This window comes from Microvirga sp. RSM25 (assembly GCF_044784385.1).
Classification (GTDB): Bacteria; Pseudomonadota; Alphaproteobacteria; order Rhizobiales; family Beijerinckiaceae; genus Microvirga; species Microvirga tunisiensis.
Genome location: NZ_CP173039.1, coordinates 4,765,095 through 4,789,671 on the forward strand (window position 1 = coordinate 4,765,095; position 24,577 = coordinate 4,789,671).

Sequence of the window (24,577 nt, forward strand, 5' to 3'; positions counted from 1 at the left end):
TCCATCCTTTTCACCCCCCGCTTTTCCGGAAAGCGGGGGTGAATCGTTTATGGCTGCGAGCCCCTGCAATCGGCATGCGCGGTGACGGGCCCAATAACTCTTTCGAGTCGGCCCTTGACCGCATTCCTCAAAAGAACAGTTCAAGCTTCGCTGAAATATGGGATTCTGATCCATTCAGCGAGACTCGCGGTCCGCCGACCAGCGGGTGAAAAAGACGCCGAAACAGGGAGGTGTCCATGACTTCGCAGCGACGTTCGCCGGTCGAGTATCCTGATATCCTGTCCAGACGCAGTCTCATCAAGGCCATGGGTGCCGGAGCCGTCGTGGCCGGATCCGGCGCCGCATGGGCCCAGACTCCCGCCCAGCCTCCCAGCACGGTGACGAATCCTCCGCGGGATTTCGGCCCCGGTGGCGCTCCGACGACCTATTTCACGGACCCGGACGTCATTACGGTCGACCCGCTCTTCAACCAATATGCCCAGCCGAACAGCGCCATCACCCGTCTCTGGACGGGAGCGCTCTGGTCCGAGGGGCCGGCCTGGAACGCCCAGGGGCGCTATCTCGTCTGGAGCGACATTCCGAACAACCGGCAGATGCGCTGGCTCGAGGACGACGGCCGCGTGAGCGTGTTCCGCATGCCGTCGAACAACAGCAACGGCAACAGCTTCGACTTCCAGGGCCGCCAGCTCTCCTGCGAACATCTGACCCGGCGGGTCGTCCGGTACGAGCTCGACGGATCGGTCACGGTGCTGGCCGATTCGTTCGAGGGGAAGCGCCTCAACTCGCCCAACGACGTGGTGGCCCATCCTGATGGCAGCTACTGGTTTACGGACCCGCCCTATGGCGGCCAGCTTTATGAAGGCGCGCCCGACATTCAGGGCGGGCCGAGCAATGCGGGCGGACGGCTCAATCCCAAGCTTGGCCAAGCTGCCGGCATCGGCAGCGCGCGACGGGAGCTGCCGACGAACTGCTACCGTGTCGATCCGAGCGGCCGCGTCGACCTCGTGGTGACGGAGGACCAGGTTCCCGATCCCAACGGATTGTGCTTCTCGCCGGACTACAAGAGGCTCTATGTCGCGAGCACGGGCAAGGGTCCGGGCGACACGGGCGCTGGCGGCAAGAGCGACATTCACGTCTTCGACGTCGGCACCGACAACAAGCTTTCGAACCGGCGGCTGTTTTCCGACTGCACGATCGACGGGGTGAAATGCGGCCCCGACGGCCTGCGCTGCGACGTGGACGGCAACCTGTGGGCTTCGAGCAATGCCGGCCGGGCGGTCGGCTACAGCGGCGTCACCGTCTGGACACCGGAGGGCAAGCTCATGGGACGCATTCGCCTGCCCGAGGTTTGCGGCAATATCTGCTTCGGCGGCCCCAAGCGTAACCGTCTGTTCATGGCGGCCAGCCAGTCGCTCTACGCGGTCTATGTCAACACTCAGGGTGCAGGTCCGGGGTGAGGTGATGCGGGCCCCGGCCGAATGGCTTGAAAGCCTTGTGATCCGGGGCCACATGGGATAAAAGAACCCCCATCCGACAAGACATTGACGGTTTTCGATTGTAAGGGTGCGTGTTCCGCGCCCTCGCGGTGTTCCGAAAAGTCTTGTCGGTACAAGCGTTTCCATCCGTCGATGATACGCCGGCCCGCTCAATGAGCGGCATGCCTCGGACATGGCCCTAAAAGGGGCGTCCTCAGGCAGCGGCGGCTGGAAACGGCCCGTTAACACGAGCCGCCGGCGTTGCCCCTTTAAACGAGGGCCATTCAGGAGAACCTATGTCTGCAGCTTTGCAACAGCCGAGCCGTGAAGATTTCGCGGCCCTGCTCGAAGAATCCTTCCGCACGAACGAGATCAGCGAAGGCTCGGTCGTGAAGGGCAAGGTGGTCGCGATCGAAAAGGACGTCGCGGTCATCGATATCGGCGCCAAGACCGAAGGTCGCGTCGCCCTCAAAGAATTTGCCGGCCCGAACCGCGACCAGACGGTCGTCGTCGGTGACGAGGTCGAGGTCTATGTCGAGCGCATCGAGAATGCGCTGGGCGAGGCCGTCATCTCCCGTGACAAGGCCCGCCGCGAAGAGTCGTGGGTGAAGCTCGAGAAGGCCTTCGAGGCCGGCGAGCGCGTCAACGGCACGATCTTCAACCAGGTGAAGGGCGGCTACACGGTCGACCTCGACGGCGCCGTGGCGTTCCTGCCCCGCTCGCAGGTCGATATCCGCCCGGTCCGCGACGTCACCCCGCTCATGGGCGTGGCTCAGCCGTTCCAGATCCTCAAGATGGATCGCCGCCGCGGCAACATCGTCGTGTCGCGCCGCACGGTTCTCGAAGAGAGCCGCGCCGAGCAGCGTTCCGAGCTCGTGGCGAACCTCGAAGAGGGTCAGGTCATCGACGGCGTGGTCAAGAACATCACCGAGTACGGTGCGTTCGTTGATCTCGGCGGCATCGACGGCCTGCTGCACGTCACCGACATGGCATGGCGCCGCGTGAACCATCCGTCCGAGGTCGTAACCATCGGCCAGACGGTGAAGGTGAAGATCATCAAGATCAACCACGAGACGCACCGCATCTCGCTGGGCATCAAGCAGCTGCTGGCTGATCCGTGGGAAGGCATCGCCGCCCGCTACCCGGTCCAGGCGAAGCTGAAGGGCCGCGTCACGAACATCACCGATTACGGTGCGTTCGTCGAGCTCGAGCCCGGCATCGAAGGCCTGATCCACGTCTCCGAGATGTCCTGGACGAAGAAGAACGTCCACCCGGGCAAGATCATCTCCACCTCGCAGGAGGTTGAGGTCGTGATCCTCGAGGTCGATCAGGTGAAGCGCCGCATCTCGCTGGGTCTGAAGCAGACGCTCCAGAACCCGTGGGATGCTTTCGCCGAGAAGCATCCTGTCGGCTCCGAAGTCGAAGGCGAGGTCAAGAACAAGACCGAGTTCGGTCTGTTCATCGGTCTCGAGAACGACGTCGACGGCATGGTCCACCTCTCGGACCTCGACTGGAACCGTCCGGGCGAGCAGGTCATCGACGACTTCAAGAAGGGCGACATCGTCCGTGCTCAGGTTCTCGACGTGGACGTCGAGAAGGAGCGCATCTCGCTGGGCATCAAGCAGCTTGCGGGCGATCCCTTCGCCGAAGCCGGCGAGATCAAGAAGGGCCAGATCGTCACCTGCGAGGTTCTCGAGGTGAAGGACGGCGGCCTGGAAGTGAAGATCGTCGACACCGACCTCTCCACCTTCATCAAGCGCAACGAGCTCGCTCGTGACCGCGCCGACCAGCGCCCCGAGCGCTTCGCCCCCGGCGAGAAGCTCGATGCCCGCGTCACGCAGTTCGACCGCAAGGCCCGTCGCGTCACCGTCTCCATCAAGGCCCTCGAGGTCGCTGAGGAGAAGGAAGCCATGGCTCAGTACGGCTCGGCCGATTCGGGTGCGTCGCTCGGCGACATCCTCGGCGCCGCTCTGAAGGCCAAGGACAAGAAATAATCGGGCTCGAAAAGAAACCTGATTGGATCCCCGGGCTTAAAGCCCGGGGATTTTTTATTTCGTGAACCCGCGCGAGCCATCGCGCGGGTTTTTTTGTTGGCCGGCGCGCTTGCCGCCCTATGTGCCTCGCAGCGCATCGCGCGGAAAAGCGCGCCCGGTTTTCCGCTCAAGACGATGCGCTACTTAAGGAATTGAGCGTCGGATGGATTCCAAAAGTGGTTTCCACTTTCGGGTCCGATGCTCTAGGGTGCAGCCCTTCTCATCCGATCTGGAACCAGCAAGAGACCAATCGATGTCCATCGATGCCGAAGCCATCGCCGACCGCCGCCGTCTGCGCCGCAAGCTCTCCTTCTGGCGCGTTGCGGGATTCTCGGGCCTCATCGCGGCCGTTGCCGCCCTCGGCTACGCTGCGGCCGACCGGGCGGGATATGGCGCGATCCAGAACCAGATCGCGCGCATTTCCGTCGACGGCGTGATCACCGGCAACCAGCGCCTCGCCGACCTGATGCAGCGCGTGGGCGATTCGAACGCGGTCTCCGGCGTCGTGATTTCCATCAACAGCCCCGGCGGCACGACGACGGGCTCCGAGGAGCTCTATCGCAACATCCGCCGGCTCGCCGAGAAGAAGCCCGTCGTCACCTTCGTCGACGGAACGGCCGCTTCGGGCGGCTACATCACGGCCATCGCGACCGATTACATCGTCGCGCGCGAGACCTCGCTCGTGGGCTCCATCGGGGTGCTGTTCCAATATCCCGACCTGTCGGGACTCATGGGCCAGGTCGGCGTGAAGCTGGAGGAGGTGAAATCCTCGCCGCTCAAGGCGGAGCCGAGCCCCTTCAAGCCCACATCGCCGGAAGCCCGTGCCGCCATGCAGGCGGTGGTCAACGACACCTACGACTGGTTCAAGGCCCTGGTGCGCGACCGTCGCCGCCTCAGCGAGGGCGAGTTGGCCACCGCCTCCACCGGTCAAGTCTTCAGCGGCCGTCAGGGCGTGCCCATGAAGCTCGTCGACAAGATCGGCGGCGAGCGGGATGCGGTCGCCTGGCTCGAGCAGACGAAGGGCGTGGCCAAGGACCTGCCGATTCGCGATTGGAAACCGAGCAGCGACCGGGATCTTTCGATCTTCGCCATGAGCGCGACCGTGGCCGATCTCTTCGGTTTCGAGCGCGTGGCCGAGGCGCTGCGCAGGACATCGGCTCATGGGCAGGTTGCGCAACTTGACGGCCTCCTGGCTGTCTGGCAACCTTTGGAAAAATAAAGCAACGTCAAAGATATAGCCACTCCATGATCAAATCCGAACTGGTGCTCAAGATCGCTGAGCAGAACCCGCATCTCTACCAGCGCGACGTGGAGAAGATCGTGAACGCGATCCTCGACACCATCGCCGACGCCCTCGCCAGGGGCGACCGGGTCGAGCTGCGCGGCTTCGGCGCGTTCTCGGTAAAGAAGCGGGATGCCCGCACGGGTCGCAACCCGCGCACGGGTGCATCCGTTTCCATCTCCGAAAAGGTCGTTCCCGTCTTCAAGACGGGCAAGGAAATGCGTCAGCGGCTCAATGCTCCGGCTCCGAAGGTGCTCAAGGCCGCGGCCGCCCAGTGATCCCTGACGGGATCCTTGAAGTCATTCTTGAGAGGTGTTCGTGATTCGCTTTCTGAAGGCGCTCATTCTCCTGCCGATTGCCATCCTGGTCGTTCTGCTCGCTGTCGCGAACCGCGCTCCGGTGACCCTGTCGCTGGATCCGTTCTCGCAGGACGCGCCGGAATTCGCCGCTCAGCTGCCCCTCTTCGCCGTGATCTTCGCCGCCGTCATGCTCGGTGTGGTGATCGGCGGCGTGGCGAGCTGGCTTGCGCAAGGCAAAAACCGCAAGTCCCGCCGTCAGCTGAGGCGCGAGACGCGGCAGCTGCGCTATGAGACCGAGCGCCTCAAATCGCAGGGCGCCCCGGCCACCACCGTGCCGGCCACGGTTCCTTCCGCTCAAAGCTCCAGGTTCTAACGCATCGTGCGGAAACGTGGCTCCGGTTTCCGCAACCAACGATGCGCTCCTCAGAAGAGACTCTCCCATGCGCGTCGTGACCTCTGCCGAGATCGATCGGGTTCTCAGCTTTCCGGCCCTGATCGATGCCCTGGCCGAGGCCTTTCGCGGCGATATGGTCACGCCGGTGCGCCATCACCACGAGATCGAGCGTCCCGGCGCCCAGGGCACACTCCTGCTCATGCCGTCCTGGACCGGTCCTGCCATGCAGGAGGGTTTCATCGGCGTGAAGATCGTCTCCGTCTTTCCGGAGAACGGCGCCAAAGGCCTTCCAAGCGTGACGGGCTCCTATCTGCTGATGGACGGCGCCACGGGCGAGCCTGTCTCGGTTCTTGACGGGACCCGCCTGACGGTTTGGCGCACCGCCGCCGCCTCGGCGCTTGCCGCGCGCCATCTCGCCCGCGACGATGCCAGCCGCATGGTCATGGTTGGTGCAGGCTCCCTCGCGCCTTTCCTGATCCGCGCCCATATGAGCCAGCGGCCGATCCGCGAGGTGGCGCTCTGGAACCATAACCTCGAGAAGGCGGAAATCCTCGCTGCCGAGTTGCGAGCCGAGGGCCTGCCCGTCGCGGCGGTGGCGGATCTGGAGTCGGCCGTAAGCGAGGCCGATCTCGTCTCCTGCGCCACCCTTTCGACCACTCCCATCGTCACGGGAGCCTGGCTGAAGGCGGGCGCGCATCTCGATCTCGTCGGCGCGTTCAATCTCAAGATGCGCGAAGCCGACGATGAGGCCCTGCGCCGGGCTCAAGTCTATGTCGACACGCCCGCCGCCAAGTCGGAAGGCGGGGACGTCGCGGTGGCCCTGTCCCGGGGCGCCATCTCCGAGAGCCATATCCGCGGCACCTTGACGGATCTGTGCCACAACCCGCCGCGCCGCGACCCCGCGGCCATCACGGCCTTCAAGTCGGTCGGCACCGCGCTGGAGGATCTGGCTGCGGCGATGCTGGTGTGGCGCTCCCTGGCAAAAGTGTAGTAAAATACCCCTTATGGATAGTCTGATCAAAATCTGCGGGCTCTCGACGCCCGAAACCCTCGATGTGGCCCTGGGTGCAGGCGCGGACATGGTCGGCTTCGTGCGCTTTCCCAAGAGCCCCCGTCACGTCAGCCTCGATCTCGGTCACCGTCTCTCCCTGCAGGCCAGGGGCCGCGCCCAGCGCGTGGTGCTGCTTGTCAATCCGGAGGACGAGGCGATCGCGCAGGCCATCGAGGCGATCAACCCTGACCTGATTCAGCTGCATGGAAGCGAAAGCCCCAAGCGCGTGGCCGAGATCCGCTCCATGGTCAGACGCCCGGTCATGAAGGCTTTCGGTATCGCGGAAGCCTCGGATCTGCAGGCACTTGGCCCCTATGCATCCGGCGTCGACCACATCCTGCTCGATGCCAAGCCGCCCCGCGCGGCCAACGCGCTCCCCGGCGGAAACGGGATCGCCTTCGATTGGCGGCTCCTGAACGGGCTTGACCCCGGGCTTTTCTTCATGCTGTCAGGGGGCCTCAATCCCGACAACGTGGCGGAGGCGATCCGGCTCACGAAGCCGCAGGCCGTCGACGTGTCGTCCGGGGTGGAAAGCGGACCAGGTCTCAAGGATCCGGCCAGGATCGAGGCTTTCATCAGGGCCGCCCGGACAGCATTCGCTGCTGCCCATCACTAGTTTAGACAGCGCGTCCTCTCCCGGGCGTGCCTTAAGATCTTCAAGGCAGGACAGGCCGTGTCAGCTCAAGCCCAACCCAACTCCTTCCGCACCGGTCCCGACGAGCGCGGGCATTTCGGCCAGTTCGGCGGCCGCTTTGTCGCCGAGACCCTGATGCCGAACATCCTCGAGCTGGAAAAGGCCTACGAGGAGGCGAGGAACGATCCGGCCTTCCATGCCGACATGGCGTATTTCTCCACGCATTATATCGGCCGTCCGAGCCCGCTCTATTTCGCAGAGCGCATGACCGAACATCTCGGTGGAGCGAAAATCTACTTCAAGCGCGAAGAGCTGAACCATACCGGCGCGCACAAGGTGAACAACGTGCTGGGCCAGATCCTTCTCGCCCGCCGCATGGGCAAGAAGCGCATCATCGCCGAGACAGGCGCGGGCCAGCACGGTGTGGCCACCGCGACGCTCTGCGCGCGCTTCGGCCTCGACTGCGTGGTCTATATGGGGGCCGTCGACGTGGAGCGGCAGAAGCCCAACGTGTTCCGCATGAACATGCTCGGCGCCAAGGTCGTGCCGGTGCAGTCCGGCACCCGGACCCTCAAGGACGCCATGAACGAGGCCCTGCGCGACTGGGTCACCAATGTCTCCGACACCTTCTACTGCATCGGCACGGTGGCGGGTCCGCATCCCTATCCGGCCATGGTGCGCGACTTCCAGTGCGTGATCGGCACCGAGACCCGCGAGCAGATGATGCAGGCGGAAGGCCGCCTGCCGGATTCGCTCGTCGCCTGCATCGGCGGCGGCTCCAACGCCATCGGCCTGTTCCACCCGTTCCTCGACGACAAGGACGTGGAGATCTACGGCGTCGAGGCGGCGGGCCATGGCCTGTCCGGCCTCCATGCCGCGTCGTTGACGGGCGGCCGCCCCGGCGTGCTCCACGGCAACCGCACCTATCTGCTCATGAACCAGGATGGGCAGATCGCGGATGCGCATTCCATCTCGGCCGGCCTCGACTATCCCGGCATCGGCCCGGAGCACGCCTGGCTGCACGAGACGGGCCGGGTGACGTACATCTCCGCCACCGACGAGGAGGCGCTGGAGGCTTTCCAGCTCTGCTCGCGGCTCGAAGGCATCCTGCCCGCGCTCGAGCCCAGCCACGCGCTCGCCAAGGTGATGGAACTGGCCCCGCAAAAGCCCAAGGATCACCTGATGGTGGTCAATATCAGCGGCCGCGGCGACAAGGACCTGTTCCAGATCGCCGAGCATCTGGGTAACCAGATCGTTTGAAAATGCTCCGTGTCATCCCCGGCGGCCGAAGGCCGGGAAGGGGATCCGCAGTGTGGAGCGTGCGGGTGGATTCCCTTCCCCTTCGCTGCGCTCCGGCCGGGAATGACACGCGTGTTCATTCCGATGTCCTCATGCTAAAGACCCGCCCATGACCCAACGCATCGAAGCCCGTTTCCAAAAGTGCCGCGCGGAAGGCCGCGCCGCGCTCGTCACCTATGTGATGGCCGGCGATCCGGATCCCGAGACCTCGCTCCAGATTCTCAAGAGCCTGCCCAGGGCGGGTGCCGACATCGTCGAGTTCGGGCTGCCCTTCACCGATCCGATGGCCGACGGGCCGGCGATCCAGGCGGCGGGCCTGCGCGCCCTGAAGGTGGGCCAGGATACGGTCAAGACCCTCGATCTCATCCGCCGCTTCCGGGCCGAGGATGCGGACACGCCCGTGATTCTCATGGGCTATTTCAATCCCATCTTCGTCTACGGCGTCGACCGCTTCCTCGAGGACGCCAAGGAGGCCGGCATCGACGGCCTGATCGTCGTCGATCTGCCGCCGGAAGAGGACGACGAGCTGTGCCTGCCGGCCCTCAAGGCCGGCCTTGCCTTCATCCGGCTGGCCACGCCGACGACCGACGACAAGCGCCTGCCGGCGGTGCTCGCGAACACGGCGGGCTTCGTCTATTACGTCTCGATCACCGGCATCACCGGCGCTGCGACCCCGGATTTCGGCAAGGTCGCCACGGCCGTGGAGCGGATCAAGCGCCACACGCCCCTGCCGGTGGTGGTGGGCTTCGGCGTCAAGAGCGGCGCCCATGCGGCGGCGGTGGCCAAGGGTGCCGACGGCGTGGTGGTGGGCTCGGCCCTCATCGATGCGCTGAAAAACACTCTCGATGGCCAGGATCGCGCAACGGCAGGCACCATTGAGGCGGTCACGAAGCTGGTGAAGGAATTGAGCGACGGCGTGCGCTCGGTGGCAAAACGCGCCGCGGCCTAATACATAAGGCAAGGTCTCCTCTCATGCCGAGGAGACTGGGTCATAACGCTCTGCCTCATCCTGAGGAGCCGCGAAGCGGCGTCTCGAAGGAGGATCCAGAGAGCACTGGAGGCGCCCTGATCCTTCGGGACGCGAGCACGCTCGCTCCTCAGGACGAGGGCAGGGCTTCCGGGGTGCTGACAGAAAAGGGTAAGCGATGAACTGGATTTCCGAAGTCGTCCGTCCGAAGATCAAGACGCTCTTCAAGCGCGAGACGCCGGACAATCTCTGGATCAAGTGCCCGGAGACGGGGCAGGTCGTGTTCCACAAGGACGTGGAGGCAAACCAGTGGGTGATCCCCGGTTCCAACCACCACATGCGCATCTCCGCCACCCAGCGCCTGCAGCTCATGTTCGACGGCGCCACCTGGCTCGACGTGGCCGTGCCGGAAGTGCCGGTCGATCCGCTCAAGTTCCGCGACGAGAAGAAGTATATCGACCGCCTGAAGGACGCCCGCACCAAGACCGGCCAGCAGGACGCGTTCAAGGTCGGCTTCGGCCGGGTCGAGGACCTGCCGATGACCATCGCCGTGCAGGATTTCGGCTTCATGGGCGGCTCCCTCGGCATGGCCGCGGGCGAGGCCTTCATCAAGGGCGCCGAGACGGCGCTCGACAAGAAGACGCCCTTTGTGCTCTTCGCCGGCTCCGGCGGCGCGCGCATGCAGGAGGGCATCCTCTCCCTCATGCAGATGCCGCGCACCACGGTGGCGATCCGCCGCCTGCGCGATGCGAAGCTCCCCTACATCGTCGTGCTCACCAACCCGACCACGGGCGGCGTGACGGCGTCCTACGCCATGCTCGGCGACGTGCATCTCGCCGAGCCCGGCGCGCTCATCGGCTTTGCCGGCCCGCGCGTGATCGAGCAGACCATCCGCGAGAAGCTGCCCGACGGCTTCCAGCGCGCCGAGTATCTGAAGGAGCACGGCATGGTGGACGCGGTCGTGCACCGGCACGACCTGAAGCCGACCGTCGCGCGCCTGTCGCGCCTCTTCACCAAGGCGCCGGCTTCCGCGCCGGAGACGACGGCCGTCGCTGTCGCCGCCGAGTAACTTATTGTTGTCGCATGGTCTTGCTGAAAAACCGCTTCCCACTTTTTCAGATCATGCTTGGAGCAGGGCGATGGAATCCTCCGATGCGCTGATTGCGCGCTTTCTCGCCCTGCACCCGAAGACCATCGATCTCTCGCTCGGGCGCATCCAGCGGCTTCTGGGCCAGCTCGGCCATCCGGAGCGCCGCCTGCCGCCGGTGATCCATGTGGCCGGCACCAACGGCAAGGGCTCGACCATCGCCTTCATGCGGGCGATCCTGGAGAGCGCGGGGCTCGCCGTCCATGTCTATACCTCGCCCCATCTCGTGCGCTTCCACGAGCGTATTCGGCTCGGGCGGTTCGGGGGCGGGCGCTATGTGAGCGAGGAGAGGCTCGTCGAAGCCTTCCGCCGCTGCGAGGCGGTGAACGCGGGCGAGCCCATCACCGTGTTCGAGATCACGACCGCGGCGGCCCTGCTGATCTTCTCGGAGGAGCCTGCCGACGTGCTCCTGCTCGAGGTCGGCCTCGGCGGCCGCTTCGACGCCACCAACGTCATTGACAGGCCGGCCGCCGCCGTCGCCACGCCCATCGGCCACGACCACGCGGAATATCTCGGCACGACGCTGGAGGCCATCGCCAAGGAGAAGGCGGGCATCTTCAAGCGCGGCTGCCCCGCCATCATCGCCCCGCAGGATTATTTGGAAGCCGACCAGACCCTGCGCGACGAGGCGGAGCGCATCGGCGCCTTGCCGCTCCTCGTCGGCCAGCAGGATTTCTCCGTGCACGAGGAGGGAGGGCGTCTGGTCTATCAGGACGAGAAGGGCCTCCTCGACCTGCCGCGTCCCAAGCTCATCGGGCGGCATCAATTCACGAATGCCGGCACGGCCATCGCGGCCTTGCGCGCGGCCGGCTTCGAGCAGTTCGAGACCTCGGCTTTCGAGGCGGGCCTCACCCGCGCCGAATGGCCGGGCCGCCTCCAGCGCCTCAACCGAGGCCGCCTGCCCGAGATCGCCCCGCAGGGCTGTGAGCTTTGGCTCGACGGCGGCCACAACCAGGATGGCGGCCGGGTTCTCGCCGCCGCGATGGCCGACCAGAGCGAGCGCTCGGATGCGCCCCTCGTGCTCATCGCGGGCATGCTCGGCACGAAGGATTCCCAGGCCTTCTTCAAAAATTTCTCCGGTCTCGCCCGCGAGGTGATTGCGGTGCCGATCTCGGGCCAGATCGCGGCGCGCCCCGCCGAGGAAGTCGCAACCCTTGCGGCAAGCGTCGGGCTCACGACCTCGATTGCTTCCAGCGTCGAATCGGCGCTCGCCGCGCTCCACAACTATGTCTGGGACCGCCCGCCCCGCGTGCTGATCTGCGGCTCGCTTTATCTCGCCGGCGAGGTCCTGGCGGCGAACGGGACTTTGCCGGAGTAGCTCTCCCATCATCATCATCGGCCCTGTACCGGTGATCTCGACAGGTTGAAGGGCTGCGCGTTCCATGATCGGGATGGCCGGGACCGATCCCCGGATCAAGTCCAGGGACGGCCCTATGACGGATGGCGTTCCCGCATTCTCGTCTGGCGATCCTGGGTTCCGCGGTGCAGGCCGGAGATGACCCACGCAAAAGAAAAGGGGCCTTTCGGCCCCTTCGCATCTCTTCAAAAACGGGAACGAACTTATGCCGAAGCCTGGATCCAGCGGGACAGCTCGCCCTTGGGGGCGGCGCCGACCTTCTGGGCGACGACCTTGCCGTCCTTGAACATCATCAGCGCCGGGATCGAGCGGATGCCGAGCTGGGAGGAGATCTGCGGGTTCTCGTCCACGTTGAGCTTGACGATCTTCACCTTGCCGGCCATCTCGTCCGAAATCTCTTCCAGGGCCGGGCCGATCATGCGGCAGGGTCCGCACCATTCGGCCCAGAAATCGACCACGACGGGCTCGGAGGATTGCAGGACATCCTGCGCGAAGCTTGAGTCGGTCACCTTTACGGTTGCCATCAGATCACCTTTGACTTTGAACGCGACTCATATCCCGAGCCGCTCGGCTATAGGGCCAAGGTAAGAACCCGGCTCGATTGAATCAAGCAAGCGCGCTTTCGCTCACGCCGCTTTGATGAGGGTAAGTGCCGATTCCAGGTCGGGTTCCAGAAGTTCGTGGATCACGGGTCCGGAGGTCCAGATCAGGAAGGTGCGGATGCGCCTGTCCGGATAGATCTCGGCCAGCAGCGTCCGGTAGAGGGCAAGCTGCGCCACGTAGGATTGTGGCGGCGGCTGACCGGCTTTCGGCGGACGTGCGGTCGTCTTGAAATCGGCCACCAGGACTTCGTGTTCGAGCACGGCCAGTCGGTCGATCTGGCCCGACACCATGATCTCGCCCTCCGCCGTCCGCACGCGCCCGGCGATGGGCGCCTCGGCCCGCGAGCTCTCGCCGAACAGGGGCTTCAGGTCGGGATGGTCGAGGACGTTGAGGGCGCTGGCCAGGATCGATTCCCGCAAGTCGGAGGCGAGGCGCGGCGCGCGCGCCTTGATGTAGGAACGCGCCATGTTCTCCCGGAGCTCCGGCGACAGACTCGGCAGACGTTCCAGCAGGGCATGGACCAGGGTGCCGCGCAATCGGGCCTCTGGTGCGTAGGGGCCGTCGCCGGGGCGTGTCATGCGATCGGCGGCGCCCAGCGCGCTGGAGGGGCGGATCGGAGGCAGGGGCTCGGGCTCCGGCAGCACCGCCGTCGTCAGCCAATCCGGCACGGCGATGGGATCGAGCGGCTGAACATCGGATTCGGCCGCGAGCGTGCGCGCGAGCGGTGAGCCGTCGCGCCAGACCGAGATCGGGCCATACGGCGCCTCGTCGAGTTCCAGGCCTCCCGCCTTGGCGACGAGCCCATGACGGATCATCTCGCACCAAGCTTCCTGCCGGGTCTCGTTGCCGGTCATCCGGTAAGGAGCGATCACCAGCCGGTCCTTGGCGCGGGTCATGGCGACGTAGAGCAGCCGGTTGTGCTCCTCGTAGCCCTTGGCGTGCAGGAGGTCGCGCGCCTGCGTCATCGCGCTCGAATCGGAATTCTTGCCCGGCGACCAGACGGGAATCCTGTCGCCGCCTGCCGACTGCAATGGCAGCAGCGGCGGATCGCGGCCCAACACCTCGCAGCCATCGATGAGTACCACGATGGGGGCTTCCAGGCCCTTCGCCCCGTGCACGGTCATGACGCGCACTTCGTTGTTCACGGAATCGAGGTCGCGCTTGATGGTGTGGGAGGCGGATTCGAACCGGTTGAGGAAGACGGTGAGCGAGGGCGTCTCCGTCATCTCGGACTGGTGCGCGAAGCACAGGAAAGCATCGATGGCATCGCCCGCTTCGCTGCCCAACCGCGCGACGAGCAGCGAGCGTCCGCCGCGCGGACCGAGCAGGGTGGCGAAGAATCCGAAGGGGCCATGGATGCGCGCGAGCGCGCGCCATGCAGCGAGCGCCTCGCATCCGCGCTTCGCCTTCGCGTCACCTGCTTCCGCATGGCGCGTCATGGCGGCGTGAAGCGATTCCCCGTCGGGGCGGTCGGCGGCGATGCGGATGAGATCGTCGTCGGTGAGCCCGACGAGGGGCGATTTCAGCGCGGTCGCGAGAGTCAGGTCATCGTCCGGCAGAAGCGCCGCACGTCCAGCGGCGACGAGATCGAGCACGGCGATGTGCTCGCCGATGTTGAGTCTGTCCGCGCCAGCCACCGGCACGCCCGCTTCCTTCAGGGCGCGGATCACCGCCTCGAAGGCCGCGCCGCGCTTTCGCACCAGCACGAGCACGTCGCCCGCCGTCCAGATGCGGCCCATCTCGTCGCCCTTGGTGGTCCAGCATTTGACCGCCTGCGCGATGCGCCGCGCGACGACGACGGGCGGGGATTGCTGCTCGGGTTCGTCGATGGGCAGCACCCAGGCCTCGGGTTCTTCTTCTTGAGCGGGCGTCTCGAGGGGCCACATCTCCACGAGACCCGGTGCATGCGGACGTGCGCTTTCATGCACGGTGCCGACCGCCTTGTCCTCGAACGAGAGGCCCTTGAAGTTCCGGTCGACCGCGAAGGTGGCATCCACCGCCGACAGTACGGCCTTGGCCGAGCGGAACGACATGGTGAGCGACACGTCCTCGAAATGGAGCTCCGCTTGCTTGACCTTCTGCGACCAGCTCCGGCGCGTCGTCTCGAATTCCTGCGGGGCGGCGCCCTGGAAGCCGTAGATCGACTGCTTGGGATCGCCGACCGCAAAGAGCGTACGCACGCGCCCGCCCGCCGCGCCCGCGCCCGCGGTGAAATCCTCGGTGATCTTGCGCAGGATCTCCCATTGCTCGGGGTTGGTGTCCTGCGCCTCGTCGATCAGAACATGATCGATGCCGCGGTCGAGCTTGTAGAGCACCCAGGCCGTGTCTCCGCGCGAGAGCAGCGCCAGGGTCTTGTCGATGAGATCCTGGAAGTCGAGCGCGCCGAGGCGCATCTTCGCCTGCTCGACGCGAGCGTGGATTTCGGCCGCAAGCGTAAACAGCGCATCGGTGCGCTCGGCGGCGCGCACGGCCTTGCGCCTGTCGATCAGCGAGCACACCCGCTCCTGCTCGCGCAGCAACGCGTCTTTCAGGCTTTCGCTGACGTCTTTTGTCAGGAAGGCCGAGCCCTTGCGCGGCGTGCCGCTATCCGTGAGAAAGACCGAGAGATAGATTTCCAGCTTCTCAGAAACATTCTTGGCTTCGGCAGTCGCAATAAGAGAGGCCGCCCGCTTCTGATCGGTTGCTTTGCCAGCCAGAAGCTCCTGTGCGATGGCAGGCCATTGTTCCGGCCCGATGCCGCCTTCCAGCATCATGGTCTCGATGGACTCGAGAGTGTCGTCCGGTGCCAGGCCGAGTTCCTGGCGAAGCCGTGCGGGACGCGCCGGATCGTGCAGGAACGTCTTGCATTTCAGGGCCGCATTTATGGCGGAGGCGAGCGCGTCGCCCACTGCATCGACGCTGATGGTATCGAGCGCTTCGGCGAGTTCCGGATAGTTGCCGCTCGCCGCATCGGCCATGACATTCGACGTCGCCTGCGCCAGCATCTCGTCGGTCTGGCTCTCGTCGAGCACGGCAAAGCGCGCGGGCACGTTGGCCTCGAACGGCACGAGGTGTAGAAGCCGCTCGCAGAAGGCGTGGATGGTGTCGATCTTGAGACCGCCCGGCGTTTCCACCGCGCGGGCAAAGAGCGTCCGCGCGAGCTTCACCTGGCGACGCGTCGGCTTCTCGCCCTCCAACTCCGTCAGTTCCTTGACGAGGCTTTCCTCGTCCAGGGTCACCCAGCGGCCGAGACGCTCGAAAACGCGGATCGCCATGTTGGCAGCAGCCGCCTTGGTGAAGGTCAGGCACAGGATGCGGCCCGGCAGCGAGCCCGCAAGCAGAAGGCGCACGACGCGATCCGTCAGAACCTTGGTCTTGCCGGCGCCCGCATTGGCCGACACCCAGGCGGAAGCCCGTGGGTTGGCCGCGCGGCGCTGCGCGTCCTTGGTGTATTCCGGAATGACGAGATCGGCGCTCATTCGGATCCCTCTCCGCCGCCCGCACTTGCCAGCGACCATTCCTTCACGCGTGCCAGATGATCGTATTCCGAAAAGCGGCGCGCATATTTCGGGAAGGGCCGCGAGAGGTAAGCCGCTTCGCCCTTGGCGTAGCGCACGATCATGCCCTCGAACCGGCGGCGGTGCTCTTCGACGATGTCCGCAACACTCCGTGTTTCCTTGCCCGTTGGCTTAATCTCTCGTGGGTCGATAGGTTTGCGTCCGCCAGTCGTATGCACGTAGACCAGGTCCGGCGTTTCCTTCGCCATGGGCAGGCCCTTGAAAGCGCCTTTCATCAGCATCATGGCCTCTAACGTGAGCTGCGGCGAAAAGCCGGCATAGACCTCGCGCACGCCGGGCGGCTGGCCGGTCTTGAAGTCGATGATGGCAAAGCCGCCGTCACGGCGGTGCTCGATGCGGTCGGCTCGGGCGCGCAAGTTGAAGATCGTGCCGTCCGGCAGCGGGATCGACAATCGGCCCGAGCGTTCGGCATGGACCTCGACGAGGTCCGGGCGGCGTTCTTGCTCCCAGCCTACGAATGCAGTGGCGAGCCGCGTAAAGCGCGGCCACCATTCCGCATAGAGCTCGGGAAAAGTCTCGGCGATGTCGGCAAACGCATCCGTGCCGAGTGCGAGCAGTTCCTCCAGCGCGTGAGCGGGGATGGTCTTCGGATATTTCTCGGCGAATTGTCCGACCACGTCATGAATGATCGTGCCGCGCTCGGCCGCGCTCGGCGTGACCGCAATCGCATCGAGCGCGTCGAGCTTGAGGATGTGGCGCGCGAAGATCGAATAGGGATCTCGTACCAGCGTCTCGATCTCCGTGACGCTCAAACTGCGCGGGAAGAGAGCCGGATCGGGTTTCGGCCGCGGGCGGGGCAGAGGAGGCGCGGGCTCCGGCGTGTCGAGGGTGCGCGCGAGGCGGCGGTAATCATCGCCGGCCTTCGTCATCCGCTCCCACACATCCTTGCCGGTGAAGGCCTTGAGGCGCTGCAGGAAGCGCGAGGGCACCATGGGCGAGCCGTCGCGCTTGTGCGCGCGGGTGATCACCACGTCGTGGGTGCCGAGCGCCTGCACGAAATCATGCGCCGTCTGGCCGATGCGCCGCTCCGGCGGCATCAGCCCGACGCGCGTCCGCATGGGCCGGTTGAGGAACGCATCCGTCACGGTCCGCGGGGGCCACGTGCCCTCGTCCAATCCGCCGAGCACCACGCGGTCGACGGAGAGAAGGCGCGCTTCGAGAAGGCCCAGGATTTTCAGGCGGCGATGCGTGGCGCGGGGCGAGGGGCTCAAGGACCGCTGCTTGGCGAGCGCCGTGAAGAAGGTCGGATAATCGACGAAGCGGCCTCGGAGTGGATGCCCTTCCTCCGCGCGGATGTCGGAATGTTCGAGATCGTCGAAGAGCGCGGCGAGCGCCTCGCGGGATGAATCCGTATCCTCGATCTCCTCATCGTCCGCTGCCGTCCACAGGGCCTCCACGGTGCGGCGATGATCCTCCACCAGGGACATGAGATCGAGCTTGCCCTCGCCATGAATGGCCGGCGTGAAGGCATTGAACGCCACTCCGAGACGCTGCAGCAATTCGTCGGCGAGGCCCCACTCGGCTTCCGTCAGGCGCTTGCGTGGACGTGGCGTGCGGTGATCGTTCTCGGCGCGGCGGCTGGCCAGCGCCGCGCGCATGCCCTCAATGCCGAGTGCGGGAGCGGGCCCACGCAGCACGCCGATCTCGAGCACGCTCGCCGCATGTTCGACCGTTTCGCGGGGCAAGCCGAGGCGCACCAGCGGATGGGCGAGCAGAGCCAGCAGCCGCACGGGCCGCAAATCGTCCGCGGCGGCTTCCGCAGCCAGACGCGCGAGGCGTCCCGCGGGCGTGTCGGACAGGGGAATGCCCGCTGAATCCTCGACGCTCAAACCCCAGCGCGCGAGCTCCGCCGTCACGCGTACGGCGAGTGCACGGTCCGGCGTGACGAGGGCTGCGGTCTTGTGTGGATGCGCGATGGTTTCGCGTAAGGCGATCGCGATGGCGAGAGCCTCCTCGCGCTCGTCCATCGCCTCGATGATGGCGAGGCCCTCGCAGCCGCTGTGGCTCAACGCGGCGCGACCCTCGGGCGCGATCAGCGACCAGCGATCCGTGGTATCCGCCGGGCGCAGGGCTTCGGAGAGCAGGTGGTTTCTGGCTTTCGCAGCTTTCGGCACGTCGCCGAGAACGGTGACGTCGGAGCGCGGGACGCGCAGATGCCTGTCGAGAAGGCGGCGGAGCGAGGCCTGCGGATGTCCATGCACCGGATCGGTCTCATCGTCGCCGATGCCGCCGATGGTGGACCAGCTCTCCTCGTCGAGATCCGTGTCGAGGCCGGGTAGCACGATGGCGCCTTTGGGCAGGCGCGCGATGACGCCCATGAGGTTCGCGGTGGCGGGCACGGAGCCGGTCGAGCCCGCGACGATGATGGGATGCTCCGGCCGCTCGCGGGTGAGGCGCCGCGCCTCGGCTTCGAGCAGTGCGTTGCGCCGCTGCGCGGGATCGCTCGCCTGGCGCTCGGCGAGGATTTTGGGCCAGTTCTCGCTCGCGATCTGCACGAAGTGGCGGGTGATCTCGAAATATTTCGAATAATCCGCATCCACCGCCAGTTCGAGGGCATGCCAGTCGATGCCTTCCGTCGTGAAGGCATCCATCAGGGTCTCGAGATCGCCCGCGAGGTTCACCGCGTCGGCGGGCGAGGCCGGCACCATGAAGGGCACCTCGGGGCCGAGCTGCAGCAGGGCGCGGTCCACTTCCGCCGACCAGCGCTGCACGAGACGCGTCAGGATGAGGCGGCGCTCCAGGGGCGGGATCGGGGGCTTGAGGCTCGCGGCGTCCTGCAGCGGCGTGCCTTCCAGACCCGTCAACTCGAACTCGGCCTCGTCGGTTTCGCCCAAGGGCACGATGCGCGGCAGGAGCTGTGCCTTGCCCGAACCGCGCTCGGCGAGCAGTGCGATCAGCGCGCGGGTGGCACGGCGGTTGGGAACATAGATCGTGATGTCGGCAAGAGCGGCGGGATCGTCGGACAGGGGGCCGACAAGGCGGCCGTCGAGAAGCGCATCCACCAGGGTCGGCAGGAAGGCGCAGCCCGGAGGGATCGAAAAGACGTGCGGCAAAGTCTTTGAATCATGCATGACCTGGTCGGAAAGCCGGTTCCCACTTTTCCGGGTCATGCTCGACACCACAAAACCTCATCGCTTGCTGGCGGCAAGGCACTTTTCGGCCTCGGCAATGGCCTGAGGCTCCCCAACATGCAACCATTGCCCCTCCATGCACAAGCCGTAGAGGCGTTCGTTCGCGATGGCACGGTCGTAGAAGGCATTGGCCGAGAACGCTCCATCCGGGGTGCCGTGAACGAGTTCCGGCTTCACGATGGCGACGCCCGCGTAGGCGAAAGGAGCGCTGTCATCCGTTCCGCGGCGGCGAAGACGACCGCTTTCCTCCATGTGAAAATCGCCGCGGCCTTCGAATCCAATGCTTGTGGATAACGGAGCCACGAGCATCAGGATATCCATCCGCTTCGGGTCCCAGGCCTTCACGAGGCGCTTCAGATTTGGCTCTTTTCCCTCGATCCAGAGCGAATCGGAATTGAAGGTGATGAACGGCTCACTTCCTAAAAGCGGCAACGCCTTCTTCACGCCGCCGCCGGTCTCCAGCAGCGCGCCGCGCTCGTCCGAGATGATGATGCGGGGCAGGGCCCGGGTGCGCAAATGCGCTTCGAGCATGTCGGCGAAGTGGTGCACGTTCACCACCACGGTCTCGATGCCCGCCTCGTGCAGCCTGTCGAGGGCGAAGTCGACGAGGCTCTGGCCGGCCACCTTCACGAGGGGCTTCGGCATGGAGGCCGTGATCGGCAGCATGCGCTTGCCCAAGCCTGCAGCGAGGACGATGGCTTTATGCGGCGCGCGCGGGGAGGTCTGGGACAAGGAGATGGCTCAGGATTCGGGAGGGGCTTCATCCGCATGCGGAATGAGCCTCGGCAGATAGTTTTCATACCAGACCTTGAGTTTCCCCAGGGCCGGATGGGCGAGGTTGCGGATGAGGTAGGCTTCGATCCGCGGCAGATGCTTGAGGTAATGCGGCTTGCCATCGCGCCGGTCGAGGCGGGCGAAGATGCCGAGGATCTTGGTGGCGCGCTGGCCCGCCATGATGGCGTAGGCGCGGGCGAAGGCCGAGACGTCGAAGGCAGGATCGGCGGCCTTCCGCTCGCGGGCATAATGGCCGATGAGCTTCAGTTCGAGCTCCGGCGGCACGGTCACGCGCGCATCCTGCAAGAGGGACGCGACGTCATAGGCCGGCGAGCCCAGCACCGCATCCTGGAAATCGATCATTCCCACCCGCTGCAGGCCTTCGCGCTCGGGGAGCCAGATCAGGTTGGGCGAGTGGTAGTCGCGCAGGGTCCAGGAAGCCGGTGTGGAGAGAACTTCGCCCAGAGTCTCGGTCCACAGATTGACGAACTCGGCCCGCGCCGAGCCCGAGAGCTGCGTGCCGATGATGTGCGGCACGTACCAGTCGAGCAGAAGCTCCACCTCGATCAGAAGCGCCTCGAGATCGTAGGGCGGGATCGAATGATCGATCCCCCCGGCCACGGGCAAGATCTGAGGCAGGGTCTGGCCGTGGAGCTGCGCCAGAAGCCGCGTCGCCTCCGCATAGCGCTCGGGGATCGGGCTGTTCTTGTCTGTGAAGGGCTCGGAGCCGAGATCCTCGATGAGGAGGAGACCTGCCTCCAGGTCCTCGCCGTAGATGTAGGGCGCGCTGAAGCCGAGCGCGCGCAGGCCCTTGTCCATGGCCACAAAAGCATGGACCGTCTCGGCGAGCTTCGCGATGGTCGTGTAAGGCTTGCCACGCCGCACGGCGGGTCCGACCGGGCGTGGCGGGGAGATCATCAGGAGCGCGGTTTCGCCCGAGGGCTTCACGAGGCGCTCGTAGGAACGGATCACCGAGGCGTCGCCCGTCATGGGATGGCGTGAGGCATCGGCCCAGCCGCAGCGCTCAACCAGGCTCCGATAGGCCTTCATGCGCTGGAGCCGGGAGGCGAAGGCGCCGGTTCCGGTGAGCATGGCAAGCCGCCCCCTGCCCTGGCTGCCAGGGGCGAAATCGAGGCGGATATCGAGGTGCTCGGGCTTGAGCGCTTCCTCGGCGCGTTCAGGCCACTCGACGAGCGCGATGGCGTTCTCCGTCATTTCGTCCCAGCCCAGCTCCACCAGCTCATAGCCGCCGGAGAGGCGGTAGAAATCCGCATGAACGATGGGGCAGCGCGGGCCGTCATAGACCTGCATCAGGGTGAAGGTGGGGCTTGGAACCTCGAGCTCCGGATCGCCGGCGAGCAACCGCACCAGGGCGCGGGCAAGCGTCGTCTTGCCGGCGCCGAGACCGCCCGAGAGGGTGACGAGATCGCCGGGCTTGAGCTCTTCCGCCAAAATCCTCGCGAAGCGCTCAGTCGACTCGTGGTCGGGGAGCGTCACGATCCATGCGGCTTGCAAAAGGTCCTGCTCGGGCATGCGGGCCAGTCCATTCACCATCGCTGTTCCTACTCGGCTGCGATTGGAGTTAGCGCAGATTGCGCGGATCGGCCATCGGACGGCGTCTCGTGCCGGTCATTGGGGAAGACGCACGTGACAGTAGTGCCGACGCCCGGCGCGGACGATATCTCGATGCGTCCGCCATGCAGTTCCACGAAGGAGCGCACGATGGACAAGCCCAAGCCCACGCCGCGGTGGCGGGTTCCGAGCGTATGGCTCTCGAACCGCTCGAAGATGCGTGCCTTGATCTCGGGCGGAATGCCGCGGCCCTGGTCCTTCACGTCGAAGATCACCTCGCCGCCGCGCTTGCGCGCCGAGACCCGGATGGTCTGGCCGGGCGATGAGAATCCGACCGCATTGGAGAGCAGATTGAACAGGATCTGGCGCACGCGCTTCCCATCAGCCACGAAGGTGCCGATGTCGTCCGGGGTGTCGATGACGAGATTGAGCGAGGACTCGGCAAGCCGATCCTCCAACCCGCGCATGGCGGCCGCGATGGTGGAACGGATGTCGACGATCTCCGGCGTCAGCTCCAGCGAACCGGTGTCGATGGAGGCGAGATCGAGAATGTCGTTGAGGATCGCAAGCAGTGCCGCCGAGGAGCGCATGATGTGATCGGCATAATCGCGCTGGCGCGGATTGAGCGCGCCCACGGTCTCGTCGCCGAGCAATTGCGTGAAGCCGATGATGTTGGTGAGCGGCGAGCGCAGCTCGTAGGACACGTGATGCACGAATTCGTCGCGCAGCCGCGAGGCGCGCTCCAGCGCCTCGTTGCGCTCGGTGAGCGCACGCTCCACGTTCACGCTCGCGGTGACGTCGGTGAGGCTCAGAAGCGTCGCGCCGTCGGGCAGAGGCTGCGCGGTGCAGTCGAGCGCCGTGCCGTCATGACGCTCGATGCGGCAGGATAGACCCATGCGCATGTCGGCAAGGCCCGCCACCGCGCCGCGAATGTCGATCCACGGCTCGTCCTGCGATGCCAGAAGACGGCAGGCCTTGATGATCGTGTCGATGTGCGGGTTCTCAGCCGTCATCTCCGGCGACAGGTTCCACATGTCGGCGAAGGCGCGGTTGTGCAGCTTGAGGCGTCCGTCGGAACCGAACACCGCAACGCCTTCCTTCAGCGTGTCGAGGGTCTCGCTCTGCACGCGGGTGAGCGAATGGACCTGCGAGGCGAGTTCGAAGCGCTCGCTCACATCGTCGAAGAGATAAGTCACGCCGCCCTGCGGATTGGGGTTGATGACGACGCGCAGGGTTCGCCGATCGGGCAGGTGCCACCAGGTCTCCTGCTGCTCGACCGAACGGTAGCCCTGCAGGAAATCGGTTTTCCAGGCGCGGAAATCCGCCTGCTCCGGAAGCTTGCGGCCGGCGCGCAACTTATCGAGCACCTCGCTGTCGGTGGGGCGCGAGACGAGAAAGGTCGGATCGAGGCCCCAGAGACGCTGATAAGCGGCGTTGCTGAAGATGAGATTCTGCGATCCGTCGAAGATCGCCACCGCGGTGGGCAATTGATCGAGGGTGCGCACATGGGCATCCATCTGGCGCTGCAGGTCGGTGCGGACCGCCTCCAGTTCCGACACGTCCACCGCGATGCCAGCGCTGCCGCCGGCGGTCGGGCGTTCGATCACCTCGAGCACCGCGCGATGGCCTGCGACCACGGCCGTGACGCGGCCCGAGAAGGTAACGCCGGACTGGCGCTGGCGACGGGCTTCGTCCCGGGTCGGCGCGCTCAGGAGCTCGAGGGATCGGGCTATGGCATCATCGAGACCCTTGGCCTCGACGGAGCGGAGATAGGCCTGGTTTGCCCAGAGCAGCTTGTCGTCCGTATCGCGGATCCAGAGCGGATAGGCGACGTCGTCGAGCAGCATCGTCATCGAACGCAGGTCGCTTCGTGCGACCGACAGCTGGCCTTGAGCCTTCATGAGTTCGGCCCGGTCGCCGGTCACGTCCCGCAGGCGCAGGATCGCCCGTCCGCCGATGGTGCGGCCTTCCACGTCGACGAAGCGGCTGCCGATGCAGCGGGCGGTCAGGCGGAAGGCCTGACCGCGCTGCTTGAGCTGTTCAAGAGCGCCCTCGACGGCAGCGGCGTCGGCCGGTGCGAGCCAGGTGCCGAAGGCCAGGGCGCGCTGGGCCGGCGCGTTCTCGCCGAGGATGGTTGGATCGCCTTGGAAGCGCGGTTCTCCGTCCCGGCCGTGCCAGCTCACGAGGAGCTGGCGCTCCGAGCCCATGAGAAGGGCCGCGAGATCATCCGCGCCCCGCAAGGCATCGAGCTCGTTTCGCAGACGCCGTTCCATCCGGGCGGCGCGCTTGCGCTCGTGCATCAGCAGCAGGGCGGTGGTGGTCGAGAAGGCGACGAGGCCCATGAAGAGGCCGAAATAGGCGGCATTGTGCAGGTCGAAGCTGTGAAGGAAGCCGAGGAGGTCCGAGGCCCCTTCCGCGATGGGGAGCAGCAGGTCGTTGGCGAGGGCAGCCTGGGAGGTGCCCGTCAGGAGCATCAGGGACAGGGGTACACGGGCGGAGCCGACGAGGGGAACTCTCCCGTCGTTGCTGCCATCGTGACGTTCCCAATGCCCGGCCATGCCGTGCGGCCCTTCCTGTGTTGGCGACCTGATGACCAGGCCAAATTGGATCGATCCCCGGTCGCGCTTTCCGACGCTACAGAGGTCAACCGTCTACGCATGAACGGAACTGCCGGCGCAGGTTCGAAGCCACAGCACAGCCGGTCGATTCGCGTTCACTCTAGACCACCCCCGACTTCGCCAGAAAGGGGGTTAACACCGGCTTAAACTTCCTTTGGAGAACCTGTGTGCAATTCGTCGAACCATATTGCATTTGTGACACACACATGCGGGTGCGACATTCTGTTCGATTCGCCAGCGCATCGTGCGGAACCGGCGGTCCGCGGCAGTGAAAAGCAGATCCGGTTTTCCGCCCACAACGAGCGATGCCTTGGGAAATGAAGCATCGGATGGGTCCCGAAAGTGGGCCCACTTTCGGGACCGGGACTCTGCCCGGCGAACCAA

17 protein-coding genes are annotated in these 24,577 nt (G+C 65.6%); 11 read left to right on the plus strand and 6 right to left on the minus strand.

Going from position 1 to position 24,577, the window contains the following annotated elements:
* Positions 1-236 precede the first annotated feature (236 nt).
* The 11 genes from ACD578_RS22685 (at position 237) to ACD578_RS22735 (ending at position 11,899) form a co-directional block, all read left to right on the plus strand.
* The gene (locus tag ACD578_RS22685; protein WP_404288719.1) at positions 237-1,457 is read left to right on the plus strand and encodes an SMP-30/gluconolactonase/LRE family protein; all 1,221 of its coding nucleotides are present in this window, start codon (positions 237-239) and stop codon (positions 1,455-1,457) included.
* Positions 1,458-1,771: 314 nt separating this feature from the next.
* On the plus strand, positions 1,772-3,469 hold the full coding sequence (gene rpsA / locus ACD578_RS22690; RefSeq protein ID WP_152709486.1) for a 30S ribosomal protein S1: 1,698 nt from the start codon (positions 1,772-1,774) through the stop codon (positions 3,467-3,469).
* A 292-nt stretch (positions 3,470-3,761) separates the two neighbouring features.
* A complete protein-coding gene (sppA, locus tag ACD578_RS22695; RefSeq protein ID WP_152709484.1) occupies positions 3,762-4,727 on the plus strand; it encodes a signal peptide peptidase SppA in 966 nt (321 codons plus the stop codon).
* A 26-nt stretch (positions 4,728-4,753) separates the two neighbouring features.
* Positions 4,754-5,068, plus strand: a complete 315-nt coding sequence (gene ihfB, locus ACD578_RS22700) for an integration host factor subunit beta (protein ID WP_152709482.1) — start codon at positions 4,754-4,756, stop codon at positions 5,066-5,068.
* A 40-nt stretch (positions 5,069-5,108) separates the two neighbouring features.
* Positions 5,109-5,462: a LapA family protein gene (locus ACD578_RS22705; RefSeq protein ID WP_162002792.1), complete on the plus strand. Its 354-nt coding sequence runs from the start codon at positions 5,109-5,111 to the stop codon at positions 5,460-5,462.
* Positions 5,463-5,529: 67 nt separating this feature from the next.
* On the plus strand, positions 5,530-6,474 hold the full coding sequence (locus tag ACD578_RS22710) for an ornithine cyclodeaminase family protein (protein ID WP_404288722.1): 945 nt from the start codon (positions 5,530-5,532) through the stop codon (positions 6,472-6,474).
* Between the two features lie 13 nt (positions 6,475-6,487).
* A complete protein-coding gene (locus tag ACD578_RS22715) occupies positions 6,488-7,150 on the plus strand; it encodes a phosphoribosylanthranilate isomerase (RefSeq protein WP_404288724.1) in 663 nt (220 codons plus the stop codon).
* Between the two features lie 57 nt (positions 7,151-7,207).
* Positions 7,208-8,428 (plus strand): tryptophan synthase subunit beta, encoded by a 1,221-nt coding sequence (trpB, locus tag ACD578_RS22720; protein WP_404288726.1) that lies wholly within the window; start codon positions 7,208-7,210, stop codon positions 8,426-8,428.
* Between the two features lie 148 nt (positions 8,429-8,576).
* On the plus strand, positions 8,577-9,416 hold the full coding sequence (trpA, locus tag ACD578_RS22725; RefSeq protein WP_404288728.1) for a tryptophan synthase subunit alpha: 840 nt from the start codon (positions 8,577-8,579) through the stop codon (positions 9,414-9,416).
* Positions 9,417-9,612: 196 nt separating this feature from the next.
* The gene (gene accD, locus ACD578_RS22730; protein ID WP_404288730.1) at positions 9,613-10,503 is read left to right on the plus strand and encodes an acetyl-CoA carboxylase, carboxyltransferase subunit beta; all 891 of its coding nucleotides are present in this window, start codon (positions 9,613-9,615) and stop codon (positions 10,501-10,503) included.
* A 70-nt stretch (positions 10,504-10,573) separates the two neighbouring features.
* The gene (locus tag ACD578_RS22735) at positions 10,574-11,899 is read left to right on the plus strand and encodes a bifunctional folylpolyglutamate synthase/dihydrofolate synthase (RefSeq protein ID WP_404288732.1); all 1,326 of its coding nucleotides are present in this window, start codon (positions 10,574-10,576) and stop codon (positions 11,897-11,899) included.
* 242 nt (positions 11,900-12,141) lie between these two features.
* Here the strand turns inward: ACD578_RS22735 and trxA are convergent, their stop codons facing one another.
* The 6 genes from trxA to ACD578_RS22765 all read right to left on the minus strand — a co-directional run bounded on the left by trxA (position 12,142) and on the right by ACD578_RS22765 (position 24,133).
* A complete protein-coding gene (gene trxA / locus ACD578_RS22740; RefSeq protein ID WP_152709470.1) occupies positions 12,142-12,462 on the minus strand; it encodes a thioredoxin in 321 nt (106 codons plus the stop codon).
* A 102-nt stretch (positions 12,463-12,564) separates the two neighbouring features.
* Complete coding sequence (gene addA / locus ACD578_RS22745) at positions 12,565-15,999, minus strand: double-strand break repair helicase AddA (RefSeq protein ID WP_404288734.1); 3,435 nt, start codon at positions 15,997-15,999, stop codon at positions 12,565-12,567.
* Entirely contained in the window at positions 15,996-19,169 is a 3,174-nt protein-coding gene (addB, locus tag ACD578_RS22750) for a double-strand break repair protein AddB (RefSeq protein WP_404288736.1), read from the minus strand. Before addB ends, addA begins: the two co-directional genes overlap by 4 nt.
* Positions 19,170-19,226: 57 nt before the next feature.
* Positions 19,227-19,961, minus strand: coding sequence for a nucleotidyltransferase family protein (locus ACD578_RS22755; protein ID WP_404288738.1), 735 nt, complete (start codon positions 19,959-19,961; stop codon positions 19,227-19,229).
* Between the two features lie 9 nt (positions 19,962-19,970).
* Positions 19,971-21,557, minus strand: a complete 1,587-nt coding sequence (tsaE, locus tag ACD578_RS22760) for a tRNA (adenosine(37)-N6)-threonylcarbamoyltransferase complex ATPase subunit type 1 TsaE (RefSeq protein ID WP_404288740.1) — start codon at positions 21,555-21,557, stop codon at positions 19,971-19,973.
* 8 nt (positions 21,558-21,565) lie between these two features.
* Positions 21,566-24,133, minus strand: a complete 2,568-nt coding sequence (locus ACD578_RS22765) for an ATP-binding protein (protein ID WP_404288742.1) — start codon at positions 24,131-24,133, stop codon at positions 21,566-21,568.
* Between the last annotated feature and the right edge of the window lie 444 nt (positions 24,134-24,577).